The sequence below is a fragment of the Neobacillus sp. GCM10027624 genome (assembly GCF_042675345.1).
GTDB lineage: Bacteria > Bacillota > Bacilli > Bacillales > Cytobacillaceae > Neobacillus > Neobacillus cucumis_D.
The window spans coordinates 90,267-112,217 of sequence record NZ_JBHTHD010000002.1 but is presented as its reverse complement, the minus strand read 5'-3'; the positions used below and the strand labels follow the sequence as shown (position 1 = coordinate 112,217).

Here is a 21,951-nt window from a genome sequence, read left to right as displayed (position 1 = left end):
CACACGGACAAAACAAACGATTTGTCCACGGACGGTGCCTGTCACTATTATATTATGAAAGGCGGAAGAAAAGCATGTGGCAAAATGATTTAACAAATAAGTTAGGTATTCAATATCCAATTATTCAAGCTCCAATGGCGGGGGGGCCGACTACGTCAAAATTAGTTGCGGCTGTTTCGAATGCAGGCGGCCTCGGAACAATTGGTGCGGGTTATCTCACTCCAAGTCAAATTCGGAAGCAAATACAGGAAGTAAAACAGTTAACGGAGAAAAACTTTGGAATTAATTTATTTGTTCCTTCCAACTATCAACAGGATGAGCAAAAAATAAAGACAACCAAAGAACTTCTCCAACCAATTGAACAGGAGCTTAAAGTTGACTCCACCGCTAAAATCCCAACTTTCGAACAGGACCTGGAAACTTTTCATGAGCAGGTACAGGTCGTTGTGGAAGAACAAGTGCCGGTTTGTTCATTTACATTTGGATTGCCTTCCCAAGAAATCATCGATCATTTAAAAAAGAATTCAATCATCGTCATCGGTACCGCCACAACCGTTCAAGAAGCCATCCTAAACGAAAAGGCCGGTATGGATATGGTCGTTTTGCAAGGAAGTGAGGCCGGCGGACACCGCGGCACCTTCGAAAATAATGCCGAGCAAGGTTTAATCGGCTTAATGTCGCTAATTCCTCAGGCGGCAGACCAAATAAACATTCCAATCATCGCTGCCGGAGGCATTATGGATGCACGGGGAGCAATCGCTGCAAAATGCCTTGGAGCGCTGGCTGTTCAAATGGGAACCGCCTTCCTCGTTTGTGAAGAGAGTGGAGCATCGCAAGTACATAAGGAAACCATAATCAAAGCTTCCGAAGATCAGGTGGTATTAACAAAAGCTTTTTCAGGGAAAATGGCAAGAGGAGTGAACAATCGTTTTATAGAAACAATAAAAGAAATGGAGCCCAAATTGCCGCCATACCCAATTCAAAATGAATTGACAAAAGGGATCCGCAAAGCATCCTCAACATCACGAAACCCAGACTTTATGTCCCTTTGGGCAGGTCAAAGCCCGCGATTAGCGAAAGCCTCAACTGTTCAAGAATTAATAAACAAGTTAATTGAGGATACAGAAGCTTTAAAAATGAGGTTATCATTTTAAATTGTAAGGAAAAAATGTTAAAATAAAACTACTGTTCATTTTTCAGTTTTAACATCAATCCTTACAAAATTCTATTCAGCCAACAAATGTAAGGACCGAACGAAGGTGTCAGCCTCCGTTTTGTCCTTTTTCTTTTACCAATTTTTATTATAAATTTGTAGTTTAATTGGAAAAATTATGCACAAAAACTATGTATATGGTACTATAAACTAGGAGTCTATTGCTTTTTAAAAAATGAATGGCTAAAAACGGACTACCAATCTTTAAAGGGAGGAATAAACAATGAAAATAGTTATCAAAAAAGCTCCCTACTTGCTTTTATTGTTTGTAATTCCCCTATTGGCGGTTATTTATCAGATCCTAAATGAACGGACACATAAAGCAGTAGATATTTCCACTTCCATTGACCAGGTTATTCCCTTTCTGCCTTTATTTATCATTCCCTATATTGTGTGGTATGGCTATATTTTCTGTTATTTAATTTATTTTTGCTTTAAAGACACAAAAGTATATTTAAAAACATTGATCCTTATTGTCGCTGCAGAACTTATTTGTTTTGTCGTGTATTTCTTTTTCCAAACGACCGTGCCAAGGCCCGAGTTAACAGGAAATGGCTTGCTAATCAAGCTTGTCCAATGGATATATGCGAATGATCAACCAGTCAATTGCTTTCCAAGCATTCATGTCCTAACTACTTTTACAATCATGCTTGCTTCACTGCATTTAAAAAACAAACACATTCTCAACACACTGTGTATAAATATAGTCGGGACCTTAATTATTGTTTCCACATTATTTGTTAAACAGCATGTTATTTTTGATATGATTGGCTCAGTCATTTTAGTAACCTTTTTATACGGGGTAACTTTTGAACTATTATCCTTTCGTGTTAGTGAAAAATCAGAAACGGTTTATCTCAAAAATAAATAGATCCTTTTGAAGGAAAGAAGCGGACTAAATCAGTCCGTTTTTTTTTCAAAAAAAAGTGTCCTGAAAAGACACTCCGTTAAATATTTTAGGTCATATGAACAGTTTTGACGTGTTGGAGATGCAAGTACACCGGGTCTTCTTTAGCCCTAATAATTTCCACAAAATTATTTTTAATCCCCTGAACTTTCCCTATAAAATTTTCACTTTCTCCCATATTAAAAACAATTAATTCTCCAACTAACTTTTCAATTTGCACTTCAAAAGACCTTGCAAAGGAAATGTTTGAAGGATTCACTGGAAAATTCGTGTTGCTTAGTCCATAAGGACGTTGGTTTTCCGAATAAGGAATTAACCATTTTAGATGGTTGAGGGAAATAAACATTGTTTTGTAAATGGGGGAGTAAAAAATGAAATAATTATTCATGATGCTAATTATATAGCCATGCAATGCTTTGTTTCCAGTTACATAAATTTCTGTAAAAATTCCTTTTGCGGAAGTAAGTGTCTTTCGTAGGGATATTTCTTCGTTATGATTATAGATCGGGGAAGGTTCTGATGAAATATAAAGCTCGTCAATTTCATCTTCGGCAAGAAATTGCCAATTTTGAATATGGATAGTAGGAATATATAAATAATCATAGCCGTCAAACAGGACCCATAAATCACTTCCGATGTCGATAAGCATGCCACTTAAAATTTTTTTACCTGAAATCTCTAGTTTTATATATTTTCCGATCTGTTCTTTTAAATTCATAAAATCTTATCCTTTCATAGGACTCGCAATTTACAAGATGAGATGGACTAGTGTTTAAGGGGAATGACCTTGAAAAACCAGTCCAAATCATTTTGTAAGGATTTCTTTAGGATGCTATAAGGGACATTGACACGGAAGAGAAATATGATGATTTTCATATCGACTATCCTTGATAGAGGCTGTGGAATTAGAAACGGTTCGCTCTATTTCTCCTACTTGGCCAGCCGGCGAATGGGAAAGCACCTTCGCTATTATGTGTAATCGGTTCGCCTGCAAAACGATTTGACCGTTTCTCTTCAGCCTTCTGAAGGTTCGCAGCACTGGTTTCCACGGTTTTCTTCGTTTCTCTATTTTCCTTCACTGAGCCGAAGATATTTGCTGTATCGGTAAACTTTAAGGCAGTTGTTTCTTTCGTCGTTTCTTTCGTTGTTTCTTTCTTTCCTTTTACCTCTTCGACCTCTTTCCTTGAGGAACTCTTAGACTTTGAACTTCTCTGTTCCTTACTGGAACTGGAACGTTTGCTTTTCTTACTTTTTTCTTCCTTGGAGGAAGTAGTGCGATCACTTTTGGATGATTTTGTTTGTTGGTTTGTTGATTCCTCTTTTTCAACAGTTTTCGGTTTAATGGATTGTGACCAAACCATCGCAGAGGAATTATCAACGGGCAGTAGGCTGGAAAGATCGATGCTTTCTTCTTCCTCGACAGCGGTAATTTCCTCTACAATGTCGTTTGTTTCGTTAGAACTATTTTCAGCTTCTTCCTCTTGATATGTTACCTCGGTTTCATTTTGCTCTTCATCATTGGAATCTGAGTCTGAGTCTGAATTCGAATCTGAACTTGAGTCTGAATTCGAATCTGAACTTGAGTCTGAACTGCTTGAGTTTTCTTCAATAACTCCTTTTACAATATTGGAGACATGAGATAGTTTAATAAGAATTCTTTCCTCACCGCTAACTAAGGTGACGAAATCGGAGTCCACTTCACTGACAATCCCGCTGAACGTTTGTTTATTTAAACAAAGGATACTTACCCAAGAATGAGTTAATGAATCAAGTAAATCTTTTAAGCTGGTCGTTTTTAAAAATTGACTTGAAACTTCCTCACTTTGGAACTCTTTTGTGTTCTTTGTGATCGCTTGGATCTTATCAAGACTATAATAAAAAATGTAATTATTTTCGTTTTCTAAAATGATATGGTCTTCTTCTACGCCCATTAGTTTTCCTTTGACTACTTCTTCACCTACATACAGATTTACACTAAAGCCTTTTAATAAATCCAGAGTAGATGAAAATCGATCTTGGCTCATTCATAAATCCTCCTTATGGGATTAATTGTCGCTTCCCTGTGAAGAGAAGCGACGAGTTTCAACTCATTACTTTTTCTTATCGTTATTTTTGTTCTTTTCTTCTTTGCCCTTCTCTTCAGACCCTTTTTCGCCTTCATTCGTATTTTCAACTTTTAGGCCGTAGCTGATATTTCGAATATGGAACATAGAGAAGCGAACAATTTCATCCTTCACAATAATGGCTACATACTCCGGAGTAATCTCACTAAGCACACCTTCAATGCTCTCAGGACCACGGTTCATGTGTACCCATTGATATTGCAAGCTTTTTAACAAATCGTTGAAGGTATTTGCCTTTTTATATTCAAATCCTTCTGGTGCTTCTACCCCAGCATCGATTTTGTCCTGGGTGCTTTCCGTAATACTTTTGATATGCTGCATATTGTAGTACAAAATCCCATCCTTTTCGGTTAATAAGATAAATCCGTCATCGAAAACCTCTAATAATTTTCCGACCCTTGAATTTGGACCATGTCTATCAACCTTGATGGTTTTGCCGACAAAGTTACTCATCATTTCTTTATTCATACCACCATTTTCCTCCTTAAAATTAAATAAACATTTACACTGCATCTATATGTATCACGGGGTGATGTTGTACTATTATAGGTGCCTGTTTTTCAATTTTGAGTAAAAAATAGGCAAAAAAAAGTATATGGTATTTGCCATATACTTCACTTTGCCTATATAACGGTCATCGTCTTTTCTTTAAGGTAAGAATTTCGTTTTTTAATAAACCTTAGAATGTATAATTTTTCTTTTTCAAGTGTTTGTTCATTAATGGTTAAATAAGGATCTAAACTAATATAGGGCTTTAGTTCATTGAATAGGTCTGTGATAATGGGTTCAAGTTTATTAACAGTAAATTGATTTTCTAAGGCAGATGAAAGGGTGGTTACATACTTTTCTTTGAAATGAGGGATAGTGAGAAGTCTGTTCGTTAATGTATTGTAACCAGTAATCGGCACGAAATCATGGCTTAATTTCCTCCCGTGAAGATCCCTTCCCCAAGTGCCATCATAATCCCAGGGAGTCATTTCATAAAGTTTGCTTTTCCCATTATGATATAAAGCATAATTATGGATAAACCCATCAAAATTTTGCGTACAAACGACTCCTGTCAGCCATTTTACATATTGATCTATATCCAAAAATTTAGGGATAACTTTTTCAAAGTCATCGTTATTTAAAGTGTTTACCTTTGCGATAAAATCTTCTAGTCTTGCAAGATCCTTTTCTGACCCATATTTGACTGTATACCCTTCGTCTAAGCTGTTTTTCAATTTATTTTTGGGAGTGGTTAGGGAGAAGTTCGCATGATAATTAGTGGCATAAATAATTGCCCCATGAGGCAGATTTCTTTTATTCAATAAGTACTTATCGAAAGATTCAAGCTCTAAATAAATCCCTTTACAATATCCATTAATAAAAAGAAGAACATGCTTAGATTGCGGCGAAATTACTCCTAAGGAATGAAAAAAATCCAGTGCGAGTTTGTTTCTGCTTAGTGAGATATCCGAATACTCTGCATTAAGGTGGATTTCATGGGCTCCATTTAGGGTATAGGGTTTTTTAAAAATAATGTGATAAGATTTTTTTTTCTTCTTTCTGATGACGTTTCCGCGGTAGGCAAGGGTAATTGCATATTGATTTCCCTCCATTTTTAGTACTGCGGGCACAGGATCTGTCCAAATATCCTGTTCTAAGTTTTTTAGTATTTTTGGATTTATAAAGATTTCATATTTAAGCAACTTATATACCCCTAAATAAATTATTTTTTAGAATTGTATGCTTTGAGATAGGTAAATGTGCAGTTTGGTAAAATTCGAATAGGCAAAGAATTAGGTGAATTTTATTAAAAATATATAAATGTCCATGTCAATCCCGACAGTTTTCCCATAAGTTAGAAAGGAAAATATTTATTTTTGGAAGTGGTGAAAAAATGGTATTAAAGTTGGACATGGACCAATTATTAGCTAAGGCGAAAGAAAATGGTGTGTTAACCTTTTTAGATAGTAATCCAAAAGAAGTCGTTGCAAAGCATAAAGGGAAGGGGCCTAAATCGCAAGGTGGTAAAAAAGGCCCTAAATCTAAAGGGAAAAAGCATAAGTCCGACAGCAGTGGATCTAGCGGAAGCAGCGGATCCAGCGGTAGTAGCGGCTCCAGCGGTAGTCATGGTAAAAGGGGATCCAGTGGCAGCAGTGGCAGCAGCGGGTCCAGCGGTAGTCACGGTAAAAGGAGATCCAGTGGAAGCAGCGGGTCCAGCGGTAGTCATGGTAAAAGGAGATCCAGTGGAAGCAGCGGATCCAGCGGGTCCAGCGGTAGTCACGGTAAAAGAAGATCCAGTGGCAGTAGCGGAAGCAGCGGCTCTAGCGGCAGTCATGGTAAAAGAAGATCCAGTGGAAGCAGCGGCAGCAGCGGCTCCAGCGGCAGTCGTGGTAGAAGGAGATCCAGTGGCAGTAGCGGAAGCAGCGGATCCAGCGGCAGTAGTGGTAGAAGGAGATCCAGTGGCAGTAGCGGAAGCAGCGGCAGTCATGGTAAAAGAAGATCCAGTGGCAGTAGCGGAAGCAGCGGATCCAGCGGCAGTCATGGTAAAAGAAGATCCAGTGGCAGCAGCGGCTCCAGCGGTAGTTCCGGGAGCATTGGTAGCAGTGGGTCCAGTGGAAGACAAAGTTCAAGTCGGAGCAAGGGTATCCGCGGCCCATTAGGTAGACGTCATCGTTCAAGTTCTTCAGGCAGCAGTGGCTCACGTGGAAGCAGCGGATCGAGCGGTAGTAGTGGGTCCAGCGGTAGTCACGGCAGCAGTGGATCCAGCGGTAGTCGTGGTAAAAGAAGATCCAGTGGAAGCAGCGGCTCCAGCGGTAGTCGTGGTAAAAGAAGATCCAGCGGAAGTAGCGGCAGCAGCGGCTCCAGCGGCAGTCGTGGTAAAAGAAGATCCAGCGGAAGTAGCGGCAGCAGCGGCTCCAGCGGCAGTCGTGGTAAAAGAAGATCCAGCGGAAGTAGCGGCAGCAGCGAATCCAGCGGCAGTCGTGGTAAAAGAAGATCCAGCGGAAGTAGCGGCAGCAGCGGCTCCAGCGGCAGCAGCGGATCCAGCGGTAGTCGTGGTAAAAGAAGATCCAGCGGAAGTAGCGGCAGCAGCGGCTCCAGCGGCAGTCGTGGTAAAAGAAGATCCAGCGGAAGTAGCGGCAGCAGCGGCTCCAGCGGCAGTCGTGGTAAAAGAAGATCCAGCGGAAGTAGCGGCAGCAGCGGCTCCAGCGGCAGTCGTGGTAAAAGAAGATCCAGCGGAAGTAGCGGCAGCAGCGGCTCCAGCGGCAGTCGTGGTAAAAGAAGATCCAGCGGAAGTAGCGGCAGCAGCGGCTCCAGCGGCAGTCGTGGTAAAAGAAGATCCAGCGGAAGTAGCGGCAGCAGCGGCTCCAGCGGCAGTCGTGGTAAAAGAAGATCCAGCGGAAGTAGCGGCAGCAGCGGCTCCAGCGGCAGTCGTGGTAAAAGAAGATCCAGCGGAAGTAGCGGCAGCAGCGGCTCCAGCGGCAGTCGTGGTAAAAGAAGATCCAGCGGAAGTAGCGGCAGCAGCGGCTCCAGCGGCAGTCGTGGTAAAAGAAGATCCAGCGGAAGTAGCGGCAGCAGCGGCTCCAGCGGTAGTCGTGGTAAAAGAAGATCCAGCGGAAGTAGCGGCAGCAGCGGCTCCAGCGGTAGTCGTGGTAAAAGAAGATCCAGCGGAAGTAGCGGCAGCAGCGGCTCCAGCGGCAGTCGTGGTAAAAGAAGATCCAGCGGAAGTAGCGGCAGCAGCGGCTCCAGCGGCAGTCGTGGTAAAAGAAGATCCAGTGGAAGTAGCGGCAGCAGCGGCTCCAGCGGCAGTCATGGTAGAAGGGGATCCAGTGGTAGTAATGGCAGCAGCGGATCCAGCGGTAGTTCCGGTAGCAGTGGTTCCAGCGGGAGCGGTGGTAGCAGTGGTTCCAGTGGTAGACAAAGTTCAAGTCGGAGCAAGGGTATCCGCGGACCATTAGGTAGACGTCATCGTTCAGGTTCTTCAGGCAGCAGTGGCTCACGTGGAAGGAGCGGATCGAGCGGTAGTAGTGGGTCCAGCGGTAGTCACGGCAGCAGTGGATCCAGCGGTAGTCACGGCAGCAGCGGCTCCAGCGGTAGTCGTGGTAAAAGAAGATCCAGCGGAAGTAGCGGCAGCAGCGGATCCAGCGGTAGTCGTGGTAAAAGAAGATCCAGCGGAAGTAGCGGCAGCAGCGGATCCAGCGGCAGTCGTGGTAAAAGAAGATCCAGCGGAAGTAGCGGCAGCAGCGGATCCAGCGGCAGTCACGGTAAAAGGAGATCCAGTGGCAGTAGCGGATCCAGCGGGTCCAGTGGCAGCAGTGGATCTAGCGGTAGTCATGGTAGCAGCGGTTCCAGTGGTAGACAAAGTTCAAGTCGGAGCAAGGGTATCCGCGGACCATTAGGCAGACGTCATCGTTCCGGTTCTTCAGGCAGTAGCGGATCTAGCGGTAGTAGTGGAAGCAGCGGGTCCAGCGGCAGTCACGGAAGCAGCGGGTCCAGCGGCAGTCACGGAAGCAGCGGGTCCAGCGGTAGTCACGGAAGCAGCGGATCCAGCGGTAGTCACGGAAGCAGCGGATCCAGCGGTAGTCACGGAAGCAGCGGATCCAGCGGTAGTCACGGAAGCAGCGGATCCAGCGGTTCTAGCGGTAGTTCCGGAAGCAGCGGATCCAGCGGTTCTAGCGGTAGTTCCGGAAGCAGCGGTAGTAGTGGATGTAGCTGCGGTAGTTCTGGTTCATGTGGTTCTTGCGGAAGCAGCGGCTCCAGCGGTAGTCATGGAAGTAGTGGATGTAGCTGTGGTAGTCCCGGAAGCAGTGGTTCTAGCGGTAGTTCCGGAAGTAGCGGATCGAGCGGTAGACAAAGTTCAAGTCGGAGCAAAGGAAGTAGTGGACCATTAGGAAAACGTCACCGTTCAGGTTCCTCAGGAAGCAGCGGCAGTTCCGGCAGCAGGGGTAGCAGTGGATCACGTGGAAGTTCCGGAAGTAAGGGAAGTCATGGTTCTAACGGTAGTTCCGGAAGTAAAGGAAGTCATGGCTCTAGCGGTAGTTCCGGAAGTTCTGGAAGCAGCGGTTCCAGCGGCAGTTCCGGCAGTTGGGGAAGTAGCGGGTCAAGTGGACGAAAAAGCACAAGCGGAAAAAGAGGCAGTTCAAATGGAGATAATGGTTCTAAAAGTAAGCGCCGCAAGCATACCAGTATAAGCAGCGGCTCCAGCGGCAGTTCCGGGTCAAGTGGCAGTAAGGGGAATCATAAATCTGCCGGAAGTAAAGGCTCAAACACCAACCCAGGAGGCCATACATCTAGCGGAAATAATGGCAGCACGGGCAACTGTGCCTGTGAAGATAATAATCATGGTTCCAGTGGAAGCACAGGAGACCATGATTCTGAAAGAAAATCGAAATATCGCGGAAGTACAGGTAACAGCCAAAATAGAAGAGAATTCCGAGGGAGTCTTGGTTCACTTGGAAAAAGGAGTAAAAAACGGTAACTAAATAGGATTATAGAAACTAATTGGAACTTTATAGTTTCAATGATCCAGAAAATATTAAAAAAACCGGTACATTCAACTGTACCGGTTTTTTTATTTTTACTAAAAGCTTGGGCCGATACCCGTCAAAACCTTTTTGGGTATTCGCCTGTTGGACAAAAAGTGGGTACAAATCTAGTAAATATTTGTAGGGTTTTTGCTGAATTATCAATAATTCGAGATATTCGTTTAGTTCAAGCCTCCAAAATTTACGTATGATAAAACAAAGGACAAGGGGTGAACGAAACGCAAAATAGAAAGGTTTTAATCAGAAGTTTGACATCAAGGGAGTGAAAAATTTACATGTATTCGTTGTCGACGGTAATCATCACCATCTTATCATTTATCCTTACCATGGTTTTGATATTCCTCCGTCCTAAAAACATGAACGAGGCAATCCCTGCAACAATCGGAGCAATTATAGTTTTCCTTAGCGGAAGTGTTTCGCCCGGGGATTTACTGGATATAAGTTCAAAAGTAACAGGAGCAGCCATAACTATCATAGCCACAATTGTCATGGCCATAGTGCTTGAAAGTTTCGGATTTTTCAAGTGGACTGCTGCTCTCATGTTAAAAGTTTCAAAGGGATCGGGAATTCGACTATTTTGGTATACGTTGTTGCTTTGCTTTTTAATGACTCTATTCTTTAATAATGATGGAAGTATTTTAATCACTACACCCATCTTAATTTTAATTTTAAAAAACCTAGGGTTAAAGAATCGTCAAAAAATTCCATTCCTACTAAGTGGCGCCTTAATTGCAACCGCCTCCAGTGCGCCAATCGGTGTAAGTAATATTGTCAACCTAATTGCCCTAAAAATTATCGGAATGGATCTTTATTTACAAACGGAAATGATGTTTGTACCGGGGGTGTTAGGTCTACTCTTCTTAGCCTATTTATTGTATTTAATCTTTAAAAAGGATATTCCAAAAGAAATTCGCTTCCATTCCTATTCGATTCCACTCCAAAAAAACCGCCGCTACCATCCACTCCAAAAAAGTAATGACAGTTTATTTCAACAACAAAAGAAACTCATGATTTATATGCTGTTATTTGTATTTTTGGTTCGAATTAGTTTATTTGTTGCCTCCTTCATTGGAATATCCGTATCATTGGTTGCCGTTTTAGGTTCGTTAGTTTTATTAATTTGGCGATGGATTTATCTTAAGGTAAATCCCAAAGATGTAGCCGGCAAAATTCCATGGCATATCTTAATATTTGCCTTCAGTATGTATGTGATCATATTTGGTCTCCACAATATTGGTCTAACAGATTATTTATTAGTACATTTAAAGCCAATTGTTAATGATAGTCTATTCCATGCGAGTATTACCATGGGGATTATTACTGCAGTGTTATCGAACATATTTAATAACCATCCTGCCTTAATGGTTGCTACATTAACCTTAACCGAAATGGGACTAGACTCACTTTTATTAAAAACCGTATACTTATCTAATATTATTGGCAGTGATATTGGTTCGCTTATTCTGCCTATTGGTACTTTAGCCACTTTAATATGGATGCATATTTTAAAGAAAAACCATATTCCCATTTCATGGAAGGATTACATGAAAGTCACCATTATCGTGATTCCACTAACAATGATTTTTACCCTCATATCTTTATACCTCTGGCTTTTACTAGTATTTGTAAAATAAATAATTCCAGGATCCATCATTGATGGATCCTTTTATTTTGATAAGAGAATAAATCATCCAGTTTATATGTATTGGAAAGATTTTTAACCTTTTTTATACAAAATGTATAAAATTTAGAAAAAAAACTATACTCCTTGTCTAATAGATGCACTTTCTTTCTTTTGATATAATATTTGAAGAGAATGAAAATTCAGAATTTTAATTCGGAATGAATTCGCACACAATTTAACAATAATATTATACTTTGAAAAATTGTGTAATTAAAGGAAAGAATACTTTTGTAGTTTTATAGTAAAGCCTTAAAGGGTTGTTATTCCTTAAATCGCAGTACTAAGTGAACCTAAAATTTTATATACACCAAAAGGAGGTAGACATGATACAAGTAAAAAAACTAGTTAAAGCATTCGACACTAATACTGTGTTAGATGGAATTGATTTAACCGTAGAAGAAAAAGAAGTTGTTGTTTTAATTGGTGCCAGCGGTTCAGGAAAAAGCACACTCCTTCGATGCCTTAATTTCCTTGAGATGTATGACCAAGGGGAGATCACCCTACTTGGAAAAAGGGTTGTTCCCAATGAGACAAATTTGAATAATATCCGGGCGGAAGTAGGGATGGTGTTTCAACATTTTAATCTTTTTCCCCATAAGAACGTTCTAGAAAATATTATGGAAGCCCCTTTATTTGTAAAAAAATTGGACAAGCAGCAAACAAAAGAAAAAGCGCTTGATTTGCTCGAAAAAGTAGGGTTAAAGGACAAAGCTCAAGCATATCCAAGGAATTTATCAGGAGGGCAAAAACAAAGAGTAGCTATCGCCCGTGCTTTAGCAATGGAACCTCGTATTATGCTCTTTGATGAGCCGACCTCTGCATTGGACCCCGAACTTGTCGGTGAAGTTCTCCAAGTTATGAAGCAACTCGCTAAAGAAGGGATGACGATGATTGTAGTAACCCATGAAATGGGATTTGCTCGTGAGGTTGCCGATCGTGTTGTATTTATGGGGAATGGCAAAATTTTAGAAGAGGGACCACCAAATGAATTCTTTCTTAATCCAAAGCATGAAAAAGCTAAACAGTTTTTAAATAGTATTTTATAAAAATAACGAGGAGGATTTTCATGAAAAAGAAATGGGGATTGGGTCTATTTATCGGTGTTATTATTGCTGCTTTGATGCTCTCAGCCTGTAGTAATAAAACAAGTACTGACTCAACAAAGGAAAAAGAATTCCATTACGCGATGAGCGGATTATACAAGCCTTTTAATTTCAAAGAAAATGGCAAATTACAAGGCTTCGATGTAGAAATCGGAGAAGCACTTGCTAAGAAAATGGGAATGAAGCCTGTTCCTGTCACAAATCCTTGGGAAACTCTCATTCAGGGACTACAAACAAAAAAATATGACGCAATTATTGGCAGTATGACAGTAACAGACGAACGAAAAAAATCAGTTGATTTTACTGACACGTATTATCGTTCAGGAGCACAAATTTTTGTATCTGAAAATAACAATAGTATTCATTCAGATTCTGATTTAAAAGGCAAGAAAATTGGTGTTGTCAAAGCAAGTACTTATAAGGACCTGGCATTAACCTATACGGATAAAAAGAATGTTGTAGAATATGACAGTGATATTACTGCACTTATGGATCTACCAACAGGCAGATTAGATGCAGTGATTACCGATCAAATGGTTGGCCTTCCAATTATCAAAGCAGGTTCAATTAAAATAAAAGATATTGGAAAACCGTTAACTCATGATGATCAAGCGATTGCTGTACGAAAAGAAGATAAGGAATTAAAGGAAAAACTTAATAAGGCGTTAAAGGAAATCATAAAAGATGGAACCTATGAAAAAATTAGCGATAAATGGTTTGGACGCAATATTTTAGGAGAATAAGAGCAGGGAAAGGGTGTGGATTGAATCGCACCCTTTTCAATAAGATAGGAAGGTGATTATTATTTTTGATATTTTTTTAAACACCTTTGATGTTTTTCCAAAGGCAGCCTTTCTAACCTTGAGGTTAACCATTACATCGTTATTTATTGGAAGTATCATTGGACTGATATTCGCATTTTTTAGAATATCTACAAATAAATGGTTAAATAAATTTGCAACTCTATATATCGGATTAATTCGGGGAACTCCTTTAATTGTTCAAATTGCTATCCTCTATTTTGGAATTGCTTCGGTTGTTACACTTTCACAATTTTGGGCAGGGGCCTTAGCATTAGCCATTCATAATGGGGCCTATATTGCTGAAATATTTCGAGGCGCCATTCAATCTGTTGATAGCGGACAGATGGAAGCGGGACGTTCACTAGGCATGAGTTATCCTCTAACAATGAGAAGGATTATTTTACCGCAAGCATTTAAATTTTCCATTCCGCCGCTTGGAAATCAATTTATCATCGGGTTAAAAGATTCTTCGTTAGTTGCCTATGTGGGAATGTCGGATTTATGGGGTTCTGGGTTAAGTGAAGCAGCAGCCAATTACCAACAGCTGCAAACATATATAGTTGTTGGCTTTTACTATTTGGTCCTAGTTTTAATTTTTACCTTCCTTTTAAGAAAAATGGAGAATCGTATGAGTCTAGATCTCAAATAGAATGCAAAAAAGGACGGAGGGGGCAAGTCTCTGTCCTTTTTCGTTCTCAAATCATTTCAGTTTAGGCAGCGATTTAACATATTGATCTGAGAGTTTCATGTATTCGATGATCTTTTTTTCTTCCTTTATGGCACGATTCGGTGCCGGACTTTCAATTCGACGGTTTATACTTAATATTTTCCCCTGGTCATTGGTTTTTCCAGGAGAAAAACGATAAGATTGGTTCACAAATGTTCCCGTCGGGGCATAAAAGCGAATTCCGATTTGATTCTTATTTGCATTAAGCAAATCAGTACCAAATACAATTTGTTTGCTAATATTGAGGCCTAAAAGATTCGCAACGGTTGGATAAATATCTACCAAACCCCCGACAGTAGAAATCTTCTTCGCTTTTTCCACTGATGGAACCTTCACAATTAAAGGGATATTTAAATGGTCTAAAACAGAATCATATTTTCTCCCAAAAATCTGCTGAACTAATTGTTTATCCTGTTCACTTTTCATTTGCAGTCCTTGATGGTCCCCATAAACGGCTATTACGGAGTCCTTATAAAGACCTTCTCGCTTCAAACCCTCGACGAACTTTCCGAAAGCATAATCCGCATAGCTAACCGATTTAATATAGGAGCCTACGAAGGAATTGTCATATTCCTTTGGCAATTGAACCGCATAGGGCTGTTTTGATTCCGGAAGCTTAAAGGGGAAATGACTGGATAAAGCAATAATATTTGCATAAAATTTCTTTCCGTCTCGATGAAAGTCAGCTAATTTTTCAATTGTTTTTTTATACATCACCTCATCCGAAACACCAAATGAAATGATATCGTTTGTACCAAAATACTTTTTATCATAAAATTCATTAAAACCTAAGGACTGATAAAGCTGATTTCTGTTCCAAAAAGAAACACTATTGGCATGAAAGGTAGCAGTATGGTAGCCATTTTCCTCGAGCATTTTAGGAAGACTCGGCACCGCTTTTCCTTCAATTGCAGTAGACATCGGCACATCTCCTAGAGGATAGATCGATGTATTGGTAATAAATTCAGCATCTGATGTATTGCCTTTTCCCACTTGGGAGTAAAAATGGGGGAAATAATAGGAGCTCCTTACCAGCTTATTTAAATTAGGAGTTACCTCTTTGCCATTTATTTTTAAGTTAATAAAAAAATTTTGAACGGATTCTAATTGAATAATGATCAAATTTTTATCCGATGCAACCCCGCGCAGTCTCATACTGCCATTATCCGAGCTATTCCGATTCTTTTCTAAGGATTCAGCGCTAATGTCATTATTTGAAAAAATAGACTGAATATCCGTAGCCGCCTCTGAGAACTGATAGCCCATAATCCCTAATTTTTCATATTTACTTAATTCATTTATGATTTTAGATGAAGAAAATAGGCTTGTACCGGTAAAAAATAATAAAAAGGCAATGGTTAACCCGAAAAGTTTTGGCCCTAGATGCAATTGACTAAAAGGTAAAATCCGCTTAAGTTTTGGCCAAAAGCAAAGCAAAATAAAATCGAAAAATAACCATATATATTGGAGTTTGAATAGTGCAACGATACTGTCAGAAATTTCTCCAACCTGATCAATCTCTCCTAAAGATTTATACGTAAAAATGGTGTTGTAGTAATCAAAATAGAGTAGGGTGGTTAAGCAAAGAATGGAATAGCCAAAGTTCAGGATTAAAAGCAAAATACTTGAAACCCTGTTTCGAATAGAAGAGACTGTAATAATAAATAAGGCCAAAAAGGCCATTTCCGTTAAAAAACCAACTATATTTAGCTCATCCATAATCGAATATTTTACATAGAGTGATTTTAATAATAACGATAAAAACACAAATAGTCCGAGTTGAGAAGATCTTTCTTTCATCCTGCACCTGCCAGTTTTATTTTTGATTGTTTCTTTTCTATCCTTGCCAATATGATATGCCTGATATAACTCCAGAATCGAAAAACCTGTTTTAGTTTAAACCTTCCGTTTTAAATGCGTTCTTTATGGATACCCTTATTGAAAAGGGGTAACAGACACACACCCCATTAAAGTTGAGGTGTACTATGTTTATCATATTAGTGGCAATTTGCTTAGTGCTGACGGTTGGATATGGTGTTTTTACACATGGCTGGAGTGAAGCTTCGGAGTTTGGGATTTACCTTTTTTTATTAGCCGTACAGGCCATATCTCTATTTTTTGTCGGCTATCAAACCTTTATGAGTTATGCAGGACTTCGAAAATTTAAAAAGACGGTCATTAAAGAGCCTAAAAATAGGTTTGCCGTCCTTGTTGCAGCACATAATGAAGAAAATGTGATCAGCCAAATTTGTGAGAATTTAAAAAATTTAAATTATCCGAAAGACTTATATGATGTATATGTTATTTGTGATAATTGCTCAGATAGTACAGCATCTGCGGTCCGTGCTACAGGTGTGAAGGCGATGGAAAGACATGATCCGACTCACAAGGGGAAAGGCTTTGGACTTGAGTGGATGTTCGAACGCTTATGGGAGATTGAAGAGGACGGAACCTCCTATGATGCTGTGGTCATGTTTGATGCCGATAACCTGGTCGGAAGGGATTTTTTACAGATCATTAACTCCAAACTGATGGAAGGGAATGATGTCGTTCAAGCCTACTTGGATTCTAAAAATCCTGAAGATACATGGGTAACCAAATCCTATTCGTTTGCGTACTGGTCAACGAATCGAATTTATCAGCTAGTCAGGGAGAATTTAGGTTTAACTGCCCAACTAGGCGGGACAGGGGTTACGGTCACCACCAAGGTTTTAAAAGAAATTGGCTGGGGGGCAACTTCCTTAACAGAAGATCTTGAATTTACACAAAGATATATTTTAAAAACAGGAAAAAGAGTGGCTTGGGCCCACGATGCAAAACTATATGATGAAAAACCGTTAGGCTTTAAGCAATCCTTTAGACAGCGAATCCGCTGGATGCAGGGACATTTTGACTGTATGACAAGATATACATTCCCATTATTACTCGAAGGAATAAAAAAACGAAAGTTCATGCTTATTGATTCTGCAATCTATTTAGTCATGCCTTCCCGATCGATTTTGGCATTAATTCTGATTATTGCCGGATTTCTTTCATATACGGGTGTATATGAGGTGGATGGCTTTTTAGGAGATGTTGTCGATAAGTCCATAATCTTTGATGGGTGGATTTACGGGACCTTTATTGCGGCCTATTTATCCTTGCCAATTCTTGCGATGATTTTAGAGAAAAAAGGGAAAAAACTTCACTGGTTTTTTGTTTCTTATATTTTTGGACTCTCCTGGATTCCCGTTACGATTTTAGGGTTTCTAAAAAAGAATCAGAGAGAATGGAATCATACCGTGCATACTCGTGCTGTAGCCATCGAGGAATTAGAGTTAGAACCGGAAGAAGAAACAGAAACAGCCTATCAAGCATCACCAACAAAATAATAAAAAACATTGGGTATGGATGCCCAATGTTTTTTTGTTGATTAAATTTTGGACGATCGTTCAAGCCCTTTTTGATAGTAAACCTCAAGCGATTCTTGCGGAACCATACTTCCGCCAGTTGCCCAAACAATATGGGACGCGTTTTTCATCTTATCCTTTAAATTGTGTTTCGCGATATAATCAGAGCCTTTTTTAAATAATTGGACCGGACCCGCCATTCCTGCTAATGCGGAAGGTTCTAAGCGAATTTCTTCTTGGTCCACTAATTCCTTTAAAAGCCAGTAAAGCTGCTCATCACTGACGGTATAACAGCCACTTAAAAAAGGCTCCATGGTTTTCCCAACAAAACCAGAGGGTCTGCCAACTGCCAACCCATCGGCATCTGTACAATTATCAATTCCTATATCCTGAACAGAAATTTTATCGTGAAGTTCGGTTACTAACCCAAGCAGCATACAAGGGGAGTGTGTGGGCTCGGCAAAGAAACAATGGACATGATCTCCAAACAATTGTTTTAACCCAAAGGCTACACCACCGGGACCGCCACCAACACCGCATGGCAGGTATACAAATAGCGGATGATTTTCATCCACCATTACTGCTAATTCCTCTAGTTGTTTTTTTAAACGAGAGGCAGCAACAGCATATCCTAAAAATAAATCATGGGAATTTTCATCATCGATGAAATAACAGTTCGGGTCAGCTTCCGCCTGTATTCTGCCTTCTTCAACTGCTTTACTATAATCTGCCTCATATTCAATCACGTTAACGTTTTTGCTGCGTAGAAGGTCTTTTTTCCATTGTTTTGCATCGGCAGACATATGAACCGTTACATGAAAACCTAGCTTTGCACTAATAATGCCAATACTAAGACCTAAATTTCCAGTTGAGCCAACTGCGATGGAATAACCTGAGAAAAAGGTACGAAACTGATCGCTGTCAATGATAGAATAGTCATCCGCTAGTTTTAATAATCCATGCTCAATTGCCAATTTCTCAGCATGCTTTAAAACCTCATAAATTCCACCTCGTGCTTTAATCGATCCGGAAATCGGAAGGTGGCTGTCACATTTTAACCATAATTCTCCTTCAATCGATTCTTGGTTGGCTTGTTCTAAATAGTGTTTCATCGAAGGAATTTTCACTAAAGAAGACTCGATTATTCCGTCTGTTGGTTTCGTTTCAGGGAAAACCCTTGCAATGTAGGGTGCAAATCTTTTTAATCTTTCCTCAGCATCCCGAATATCATCCTTGGTTAACGGAGCTTTTTCAAACTTTTTTTTACCGGTTTCAAGATGAGGATTGACCCAAAAAACTTCATCCAATGCGATTAAATTTTGTAGCAGGGGATGTTGCGCGATTAGTGTTTTTTTGTCAAGGTTATTCATAAAATTTACCTCCACTTGTATTTCTAGGATAAATTTAGTTTAACACATCAGAAATGGATAACTGGCTCTAAAAAAGAAAAAAGACGGCAGGTTTACCGTCTTTTTTCCTATATTTGAAAGAATTGATTGATTTGATCTTCTGTTAAAAGATTACCAATATAGAAGGAACCGAAAATCCCGTAAACAGCGCTAACCTCATCAAATCTTGTATCATAGATTAATTTTTTAAATTGTAGGGCATCATCACAAAATAGGGAAACGCCCCATTCATAGTCATCAAGACCAACGGAACCTGTTACAATCCGTTTCACTTGCTCCGAATATGGTTTTCCTGTATCAATATGTTCAAACATTAACCGTTTCCTTTCCTCCATAGGAAGCATAAACCAGTTCGTTTTATCGCCTCGAAGTTTACTCATAGGATAAAAGCAAATGTATTCTGTTTTTGGGATTGAAGGATAAAGTTTTGCCCTCATCGCAGGATCTTCAAATGGATTAGCCGCCATCTGCGAGTAACTGCTTTTTTCGATAACGGAAACATAGGAATAAGCAGGTTTTGTGTAATCTGCCAGCAATGTTTTATTAAATTCTGTCTTCACTTCGATTATTTCTTTCATTGTAGGACGGAGAATCATAAACATTAGGTCGGCCTTTTGTCCTGCAACCGTATAAACAGTATGGCTGCCTTGTTTATTTTCCTCGACCAATTTTAAAAGAGCTTTAAATTCACTTAATGCCTGTTCACGCTGTGCTTCTGTTGCCGCCTTCCATTTTGGCCAATCGATATTCCTGAAATCATGTAAACTATACCAGCCCTCAATTGTTTTCATTGCTTGATTCATTATTATCACTCCAAATAGGTTTCAATCTCTTTAATACAAATGATAATCATTTTCATTATATTTTGATGTGATTTAAATCACATTTTAAAAGCTTGCTATGCAACGCGTTTCATATTTTAAAATTTAAAATACAAAATAAAAGGGAGGAAATAAAAATGTTAGAATTAATCCTAATGTGTATGATGATCTGCCTAAGTACTTTTTTCTGTTTAAAGCTATCAGAAGAGGATCCTGTAGTGAAACCCTTTCATAACTTTGAGGATTTTTTTAAATAAGGTGATTAAGTGACAAATATTAGAGATTTGGCTAAGATGGCAGGTGTTTCTGTCACCACCGTTTCACGGGTTTTGAATCAACATCCATATGTAAGCGAGGAAAAAAGCAAAAGGTTTTAGAAGCTATTGAACGAAGTAATTATCACCGAAATCTGAATGCTGTTCATTTAAGTAAGGGCAAAACTTTTCTTATTGGAGTCGTGATTCCATTTACTGAACATCCTTATTTTGGTTTAATCATCAAGGGGATTGCAAATGAGGCCTTAGTCCACAATCATCACCTTGTATTAATACAAACCAATTATGAAGTAGCGAGAGAACAAGAAGCCCTAAACATGCTAAAACAAAAACAAATTGATGCATTGATTATTTGTTCAAGAAAATGTGATTGGTCTGCAATCGATGAATATCTCCAATATGGACCCATAATTTTATTCGAGGATACGAGAGGAAAGAGAGTTTCTTCGATTTTTGTTGACCATTATAAAACGTTTGATTATGCCTTAGAATACTTGAAATCGAGAGGACATCAAGAGATTGCCTATTGTATTGGACGAACGTCGGGAACAAATAGTCAAGCAAGGGAATCAGCCTATAAAAATTTTCTTAAGAAAAACAACCTGCCCTTTAAACGAGAGTATATCTTTGATAACTGTCTATATATTGAAGATGGAGAAAGAGTGGTAGAACGGATTAAACAAATGTCTACTCCGCCAACTGCCATTTTGGCAACCAGCGACCAGGTAGCCGTTGGGATCATTACGAGCTGCCAGCAGCGAAATATTTCGATTCCAGGAGATCTTGCTTTAATCGGCTTCAATAACGAACCAATTGCTAAAATGATGAATATTACAACGATTGAAATTCCACTAATAGAAATAGGAAGAAGGCTTTTTCTACAATCAATTGAACATGGGGTAGTTTCTTACCAAGAAATTTCTGTTAACTTAATTGAAAGGAAAACCGTCTAATTAAAAGGAATGTTACAGAAGTTGATTGGAGCGGAAAGCAACAACCAAGTTTAACTGAGCCAATTAAAAAAAGATTCCTAAATGTTGAATTTTGCTTGTATGATAGATGGAAGACACTTAACAAATTGCCCATTTTACGATAATATTATTTAGTGAATTATTTCAATTGATTCAATGTTGAAAGAGAGTTGGAAAACGATGGGACGTAAGTGGAATAATATTAAAGAAAAGAAAGCCTCTAAAGATGCAAATACAAGCCGTATTTATGCTAAGTTTGGCCGTGAAATTTATGTAGCAGCAAGACAGGGCGAACCAGATCCTGAATCCAATACAGCATTAAAAGTTGTACTCGAACGCGCGAAAACATACAGCGTACCAAAACATATCATTGACCGTGCGATTGAAAAAGCAAAGGGTGGCTCAGAGGAAAGCTATGACGAGCTTCGATATGAAGGATTTGGACCAAATGGTTCTATGGTTATTGTTGATGCATTAACAAATAACGTAAACCGCACCGCTTCTGACGTGCGTGCTGCTTTCGGAAAAAACGGCGGTAATATGGGAGTAAGTGGTTCTGTTGCCTATATGTTTGATGCCACAGCTGTTTTTGGTATTGAAGGGAAGACAGAGGAAGAAGTTCTTGAAATTTTGATGGAAGCAGACGTGGATGTTCGTGACATTATTGAAGAAGAGGAACAGGTAATTGTTTATGCTGAGCCTGACCAATTCCATGCTGTTCAACAAGCATTCAAAAATGCCGGCATTACGGAATTTACTATTGCTGAATTAACCATGCTTGCACAAAATGAAATTACCCTTCCTGAAGATGGACAAGCAAAATTTGAAAAAATGATTGATGCACTTGAAGATTTAGAAGATGTTAGGCAAGTGTACCACAACGTTGATTTAGGTGAATAATTGGTCATGCAGCCCTTTTTAGCAAAACTGGGCTGCTTTTAATTGCCCACATATTTTAATGAATGCCCGCCCATTCCATGGACATCTATCCCGCA

Annotated in this window: 21 protein-coding genes and 1 pseudogene; 15 read left to right on the top strand and 7 right to left on the bottom strand. The window is 39.6% G+C overall.

Annotated features, from left to right (window positions below; translation table 11 throughout):
* The first annotated feature begins 74 nt into the window (after positions 1-74).
* Together ACFQZ9_RS00570 and ACFQZ9_RS00565 are read left to right on the top strand one after the other, a co-directional pair.
* Positions 75-1,154 carry an NAD(P)H-dependent flavin oxidoreductase gene (locus ACFQZ9_RS00570; RefSeq protein WP_498941845.1) on the top strand — a complete coding sequence of 360 codons (1,080 nt, stop codon included), beginning with the start codon at positions 75-77 and terminating at the stop codon, positions 1,152-1,154.
* Positions 1,155-1,436: 282 nt separating this feature from the next.
* Positions 1,437-2,084: a phosphatase PAP2 family protein gene (locus ACFQZ9_RS00565; RefSeq protein ID WP_498941844.1), complete on the top strand. Its 648-nt coding sequence runs from the start codon at positions 1,437-1,439 to the stop codon at positions 2,082-2,084.
* Positions 2,085-2,169: 85 nt separating this feature from the next.
* On the opposite strand, the gene ACFQZ9_RS00560 is transcribed toward ACFQZ9_RS00565, so the two are convergent.
* The 4 genes from ACFQZ9_RS00560 to ACFQZ9_RS00545 all read right to left on the bottom strand — a co-directional run bounded on the left by ACFQZ9_RS00560 (position 2,170) and on the right by ACFQZ9_RS00545 (position 5,934).
* Positions 2,170-2,838: a YwrJ family protein gene (locus ACFQZ9_RS00560; protein WP_198313250.1), complete on the bottom strand. Its 669-nt coding sequence runs from the start codon at positions 2,836-2,838 to the stop codon at positions 2,170-2,172.
* Positions 2,839-3,025: 187 nt separating this feature from the next.
* Complete coding sequence (locus ACFQZ9_RS00555) at positions 3,026-4,144, bottom strand: hypothetical protein (RefSeq protein ID WP_498941843.1); 1,119 nt, start codon at positions 4,142-4,144, stop codon at positions 3,026-3,028.
* A 66-nt stretch (positions 4,145-4,210) separates the two neighbouring features.
* Positions 4,211-4,711, bottom strand: a complete 501-nt coding sequence (locus ACFQZ9_RS00550) for a hypothetical protein (protein ID WP_198313248.1) — start codon at positions 4,709-4,711, stop codon at positions 4,211-4,213.
* 155 nt (positions 4,712-4,866) lie between these two features.
* Entirely contained in the window at positions 4,867-5,934 is a 1,068-nt protein-coding gene (locus ACFQZ9_RS00545) for a CotH kinase family protein (protein WP_498941842.1), read from the bottom strand.
* A gap of 318 nt (positions 5,935-6,252) precedes the next feature.
* Between ACFQZ9_RS00545 and ACFQZ9_RS00540 the strand changes: the two genes are divergently transcribed.
* From ACFQZ9_RS00540 to ACFQZ9_RS00495, 10 genes are all read left to right on the top strand, one after another.
* Positions 6,253-6,891: a hypothetical protein gene (locus ACFQZ9_RS00540; protein ID WP_498941841.1), complete on the top strand. Its 639-nt coding sequence runs from the start codon at positions 6,253-6,255 to the stop codon at positions 6,889-6,891.
* A gap of 42 nt (positions 6,892-6,933) precedes the next feature.
* Positions 6,934-8,187: a hypothetical protein gene (locus ACFQZ9_RS00535; RefSeq protein WP_498941840.1), complete on the top strand. Its 1,254-nt coding sequence runs from the start codon at positions 6,934-6,936 to the stop codon at positions 8,185-8,187.
* Positions 8,188-8,229: 42 nt separating this feature from the next.
* Positions 8,230-8,628: a hypothetical protein gene (locus ACFQZ9_RS00530; RefSeq protein ID WP_498941839.1), complete on the top strand. Its 399-nt coding sequence runs from the start codon at positions 8,230-8,232 to the stop codon at positions 8,626-8,628.
* Positions 8,629-8,679: 51 nt separating this feature from the next.
* Positions 8,680-9,120, top strand: coding sequence for a hypothetical protein (locus tag ACFQZ9_RS00525; RefSeq protein WP_498941838.1), 441 nt, complete (start codon positions 8,680-8,682; stop codon positions 9,118-9,120).
* Between the two features lie 60 nt (positions 9,121-9,180).
* A complete protein-coding gene (locus ACFQZ9_RS00520) occupies positions 9,181-9,420 on the top strand; it encodes a hypothetical protein (RefSeq protein WP_498941837.1) in 240 nt (79 codons plus the stop codon).
* Positions 9,421-9,450: 30 nt separating this feature from the next.
* Entirely contained in the window at positions 9,451-9,711 is a 261-nt protein-coding gene (locus ACFQZ9_RS00515; RefSeq protein WP_498941836.1) for a hypothetical protein, read from the top strand.
* Positions 9,712-10,049: 338 nt separating this feature from the next.
* Positions 10,050-11,408, top strand: a complete 1,359-nt coding sequence (locus ACFQZ9_RS00510) for an arsenic transporter (protein ID WP_498941835.1) — start codon at positions 10,050-10,052, stop codon at positions 11,406-11,408.
* Between the two features lie 373 nt (positions 11,409-11,781).
* The gene (locus ACFQZ9_RS00505) at positions 11,782-12,504 is read left to right on the top strand and encodes an amino acid ABC transporter ATP-binding protein (RefSeq protein ID WP_198313243.1); all 723 of its coding nucleotides are present in this window, start codon (positions 11,782-11,784) and stop codon (positions 12,502-12,504) included.
* 20 nt (positions 12,505-12,524) lie between these two features.
* A complete protein-coding gene (locus tag ACFQZ9_RS00500; protein ID WP_498941834.1) occupies positions 12,525-13,304 on the top strand; it encodes an ABC transporter substrate-binding protein in 780 nt (259 codons plus the stop codon).
* Between the two features lie 61 nt (positions 13,305-13,365).
* Positions 13,366-14,013, top strand: a complete 648-nt coding sequence (locus tag ACFQZ9_RS00495) for an amino acid ABC transporter permease (protein ID WP_498942581.1) — start codon at positions 13,366-13,368, stop codon at positions 14,011-14,013.
* Positions 14,014-14,064: 51 nt separating this feature from the next.
* On the opposite strand, the gene ACFQZ9_RS00490 is transcribed toward ACFQZ9_RS00495, so the two are convergent.
* Positions 14,065-15,891: an LTA synthase family protein gene (locus ACFQZ9_RS00490; RefSeq protein ID WP_498941833.1), complete on the bottom strand. Its 1,827-nt coding sequence runs from the start codon at positions 15,889-15,891 to the stop codon at positions 14,065-14,067.
* A 185-nt stretch (positions 15,892-16,076) separates the two neighbouring features.
* Between ACFQZ9_RS00490 and ACFQZ9_RS00485 the strand changes: the two genes are divergently transcribed.
* Entirely contained in the window at positions 16,077-17,462 is a 1,386-nt protein-coding gene (locus ACFQZ9_RS00485; protein WP_498941832.1) for a glycosyltransferase family 2 protein, read from the top strand.
* A gap of 41 nt (positions 17,463-17,503) precedes the next feature.
* Here ACFQZ9_RS00485 and dsdA read toward each other — a convergent pair whose 3' ends face one another.
* Together dsdA and hemQ are read right to left on the bottom strand one after the other, a co-directional pair.
* Entirely contained in the window at positions 17,504-18,850 is a 1,347-nt protein-coding gene (dsdA, locus tag ACFQZ9_RS00480) for a D-serine ammonia-lyase (RefSeq protein ID WP_498941831.1), read from the bottom strand.
* 107 nt (positions 18,851-18,957) lie between these two features.
* Entirely contained in the window at positions 18,958-19,692 is a 735-nt protein-coding gene (gene hemQ / locus ACFQZ9_RS00475) for a hydrogen peroxide-dependent heme synthase (RefSeq protein WP_498941830.1), read from the bottom strand.
* Positions 19,693-19,976: 284 nt separating this feature from the next.
* Between hemQ and ACFQZ9_RS00470 the strand changes: the two are divergent.
* Together ACFQZ9_RS00470 and ACFQZ9_RS00465 are read left to right on the top strand one after the other, a co-directional pair.
* Positions 19,977-20,938: pseudogene (locus ACFQZ9_RS00470) on the top strand (LacI family DNA-binding transcriptional regulator).
* A gap of 198 nt (positions 20,939-21,136) precedes the next feature.
* Entirely contained in the window at positions 21,137-21,856 is a 720-nt protein-coding gene (locus ACFQZ9_RS00465; RefSeq protein WP_498941829.1) for a YebC/PmpR family DNA-binding transcriptional regulator, read from the top strand.
* Positions 21,857-21,951: the final 95 nt, after the last annotated feature.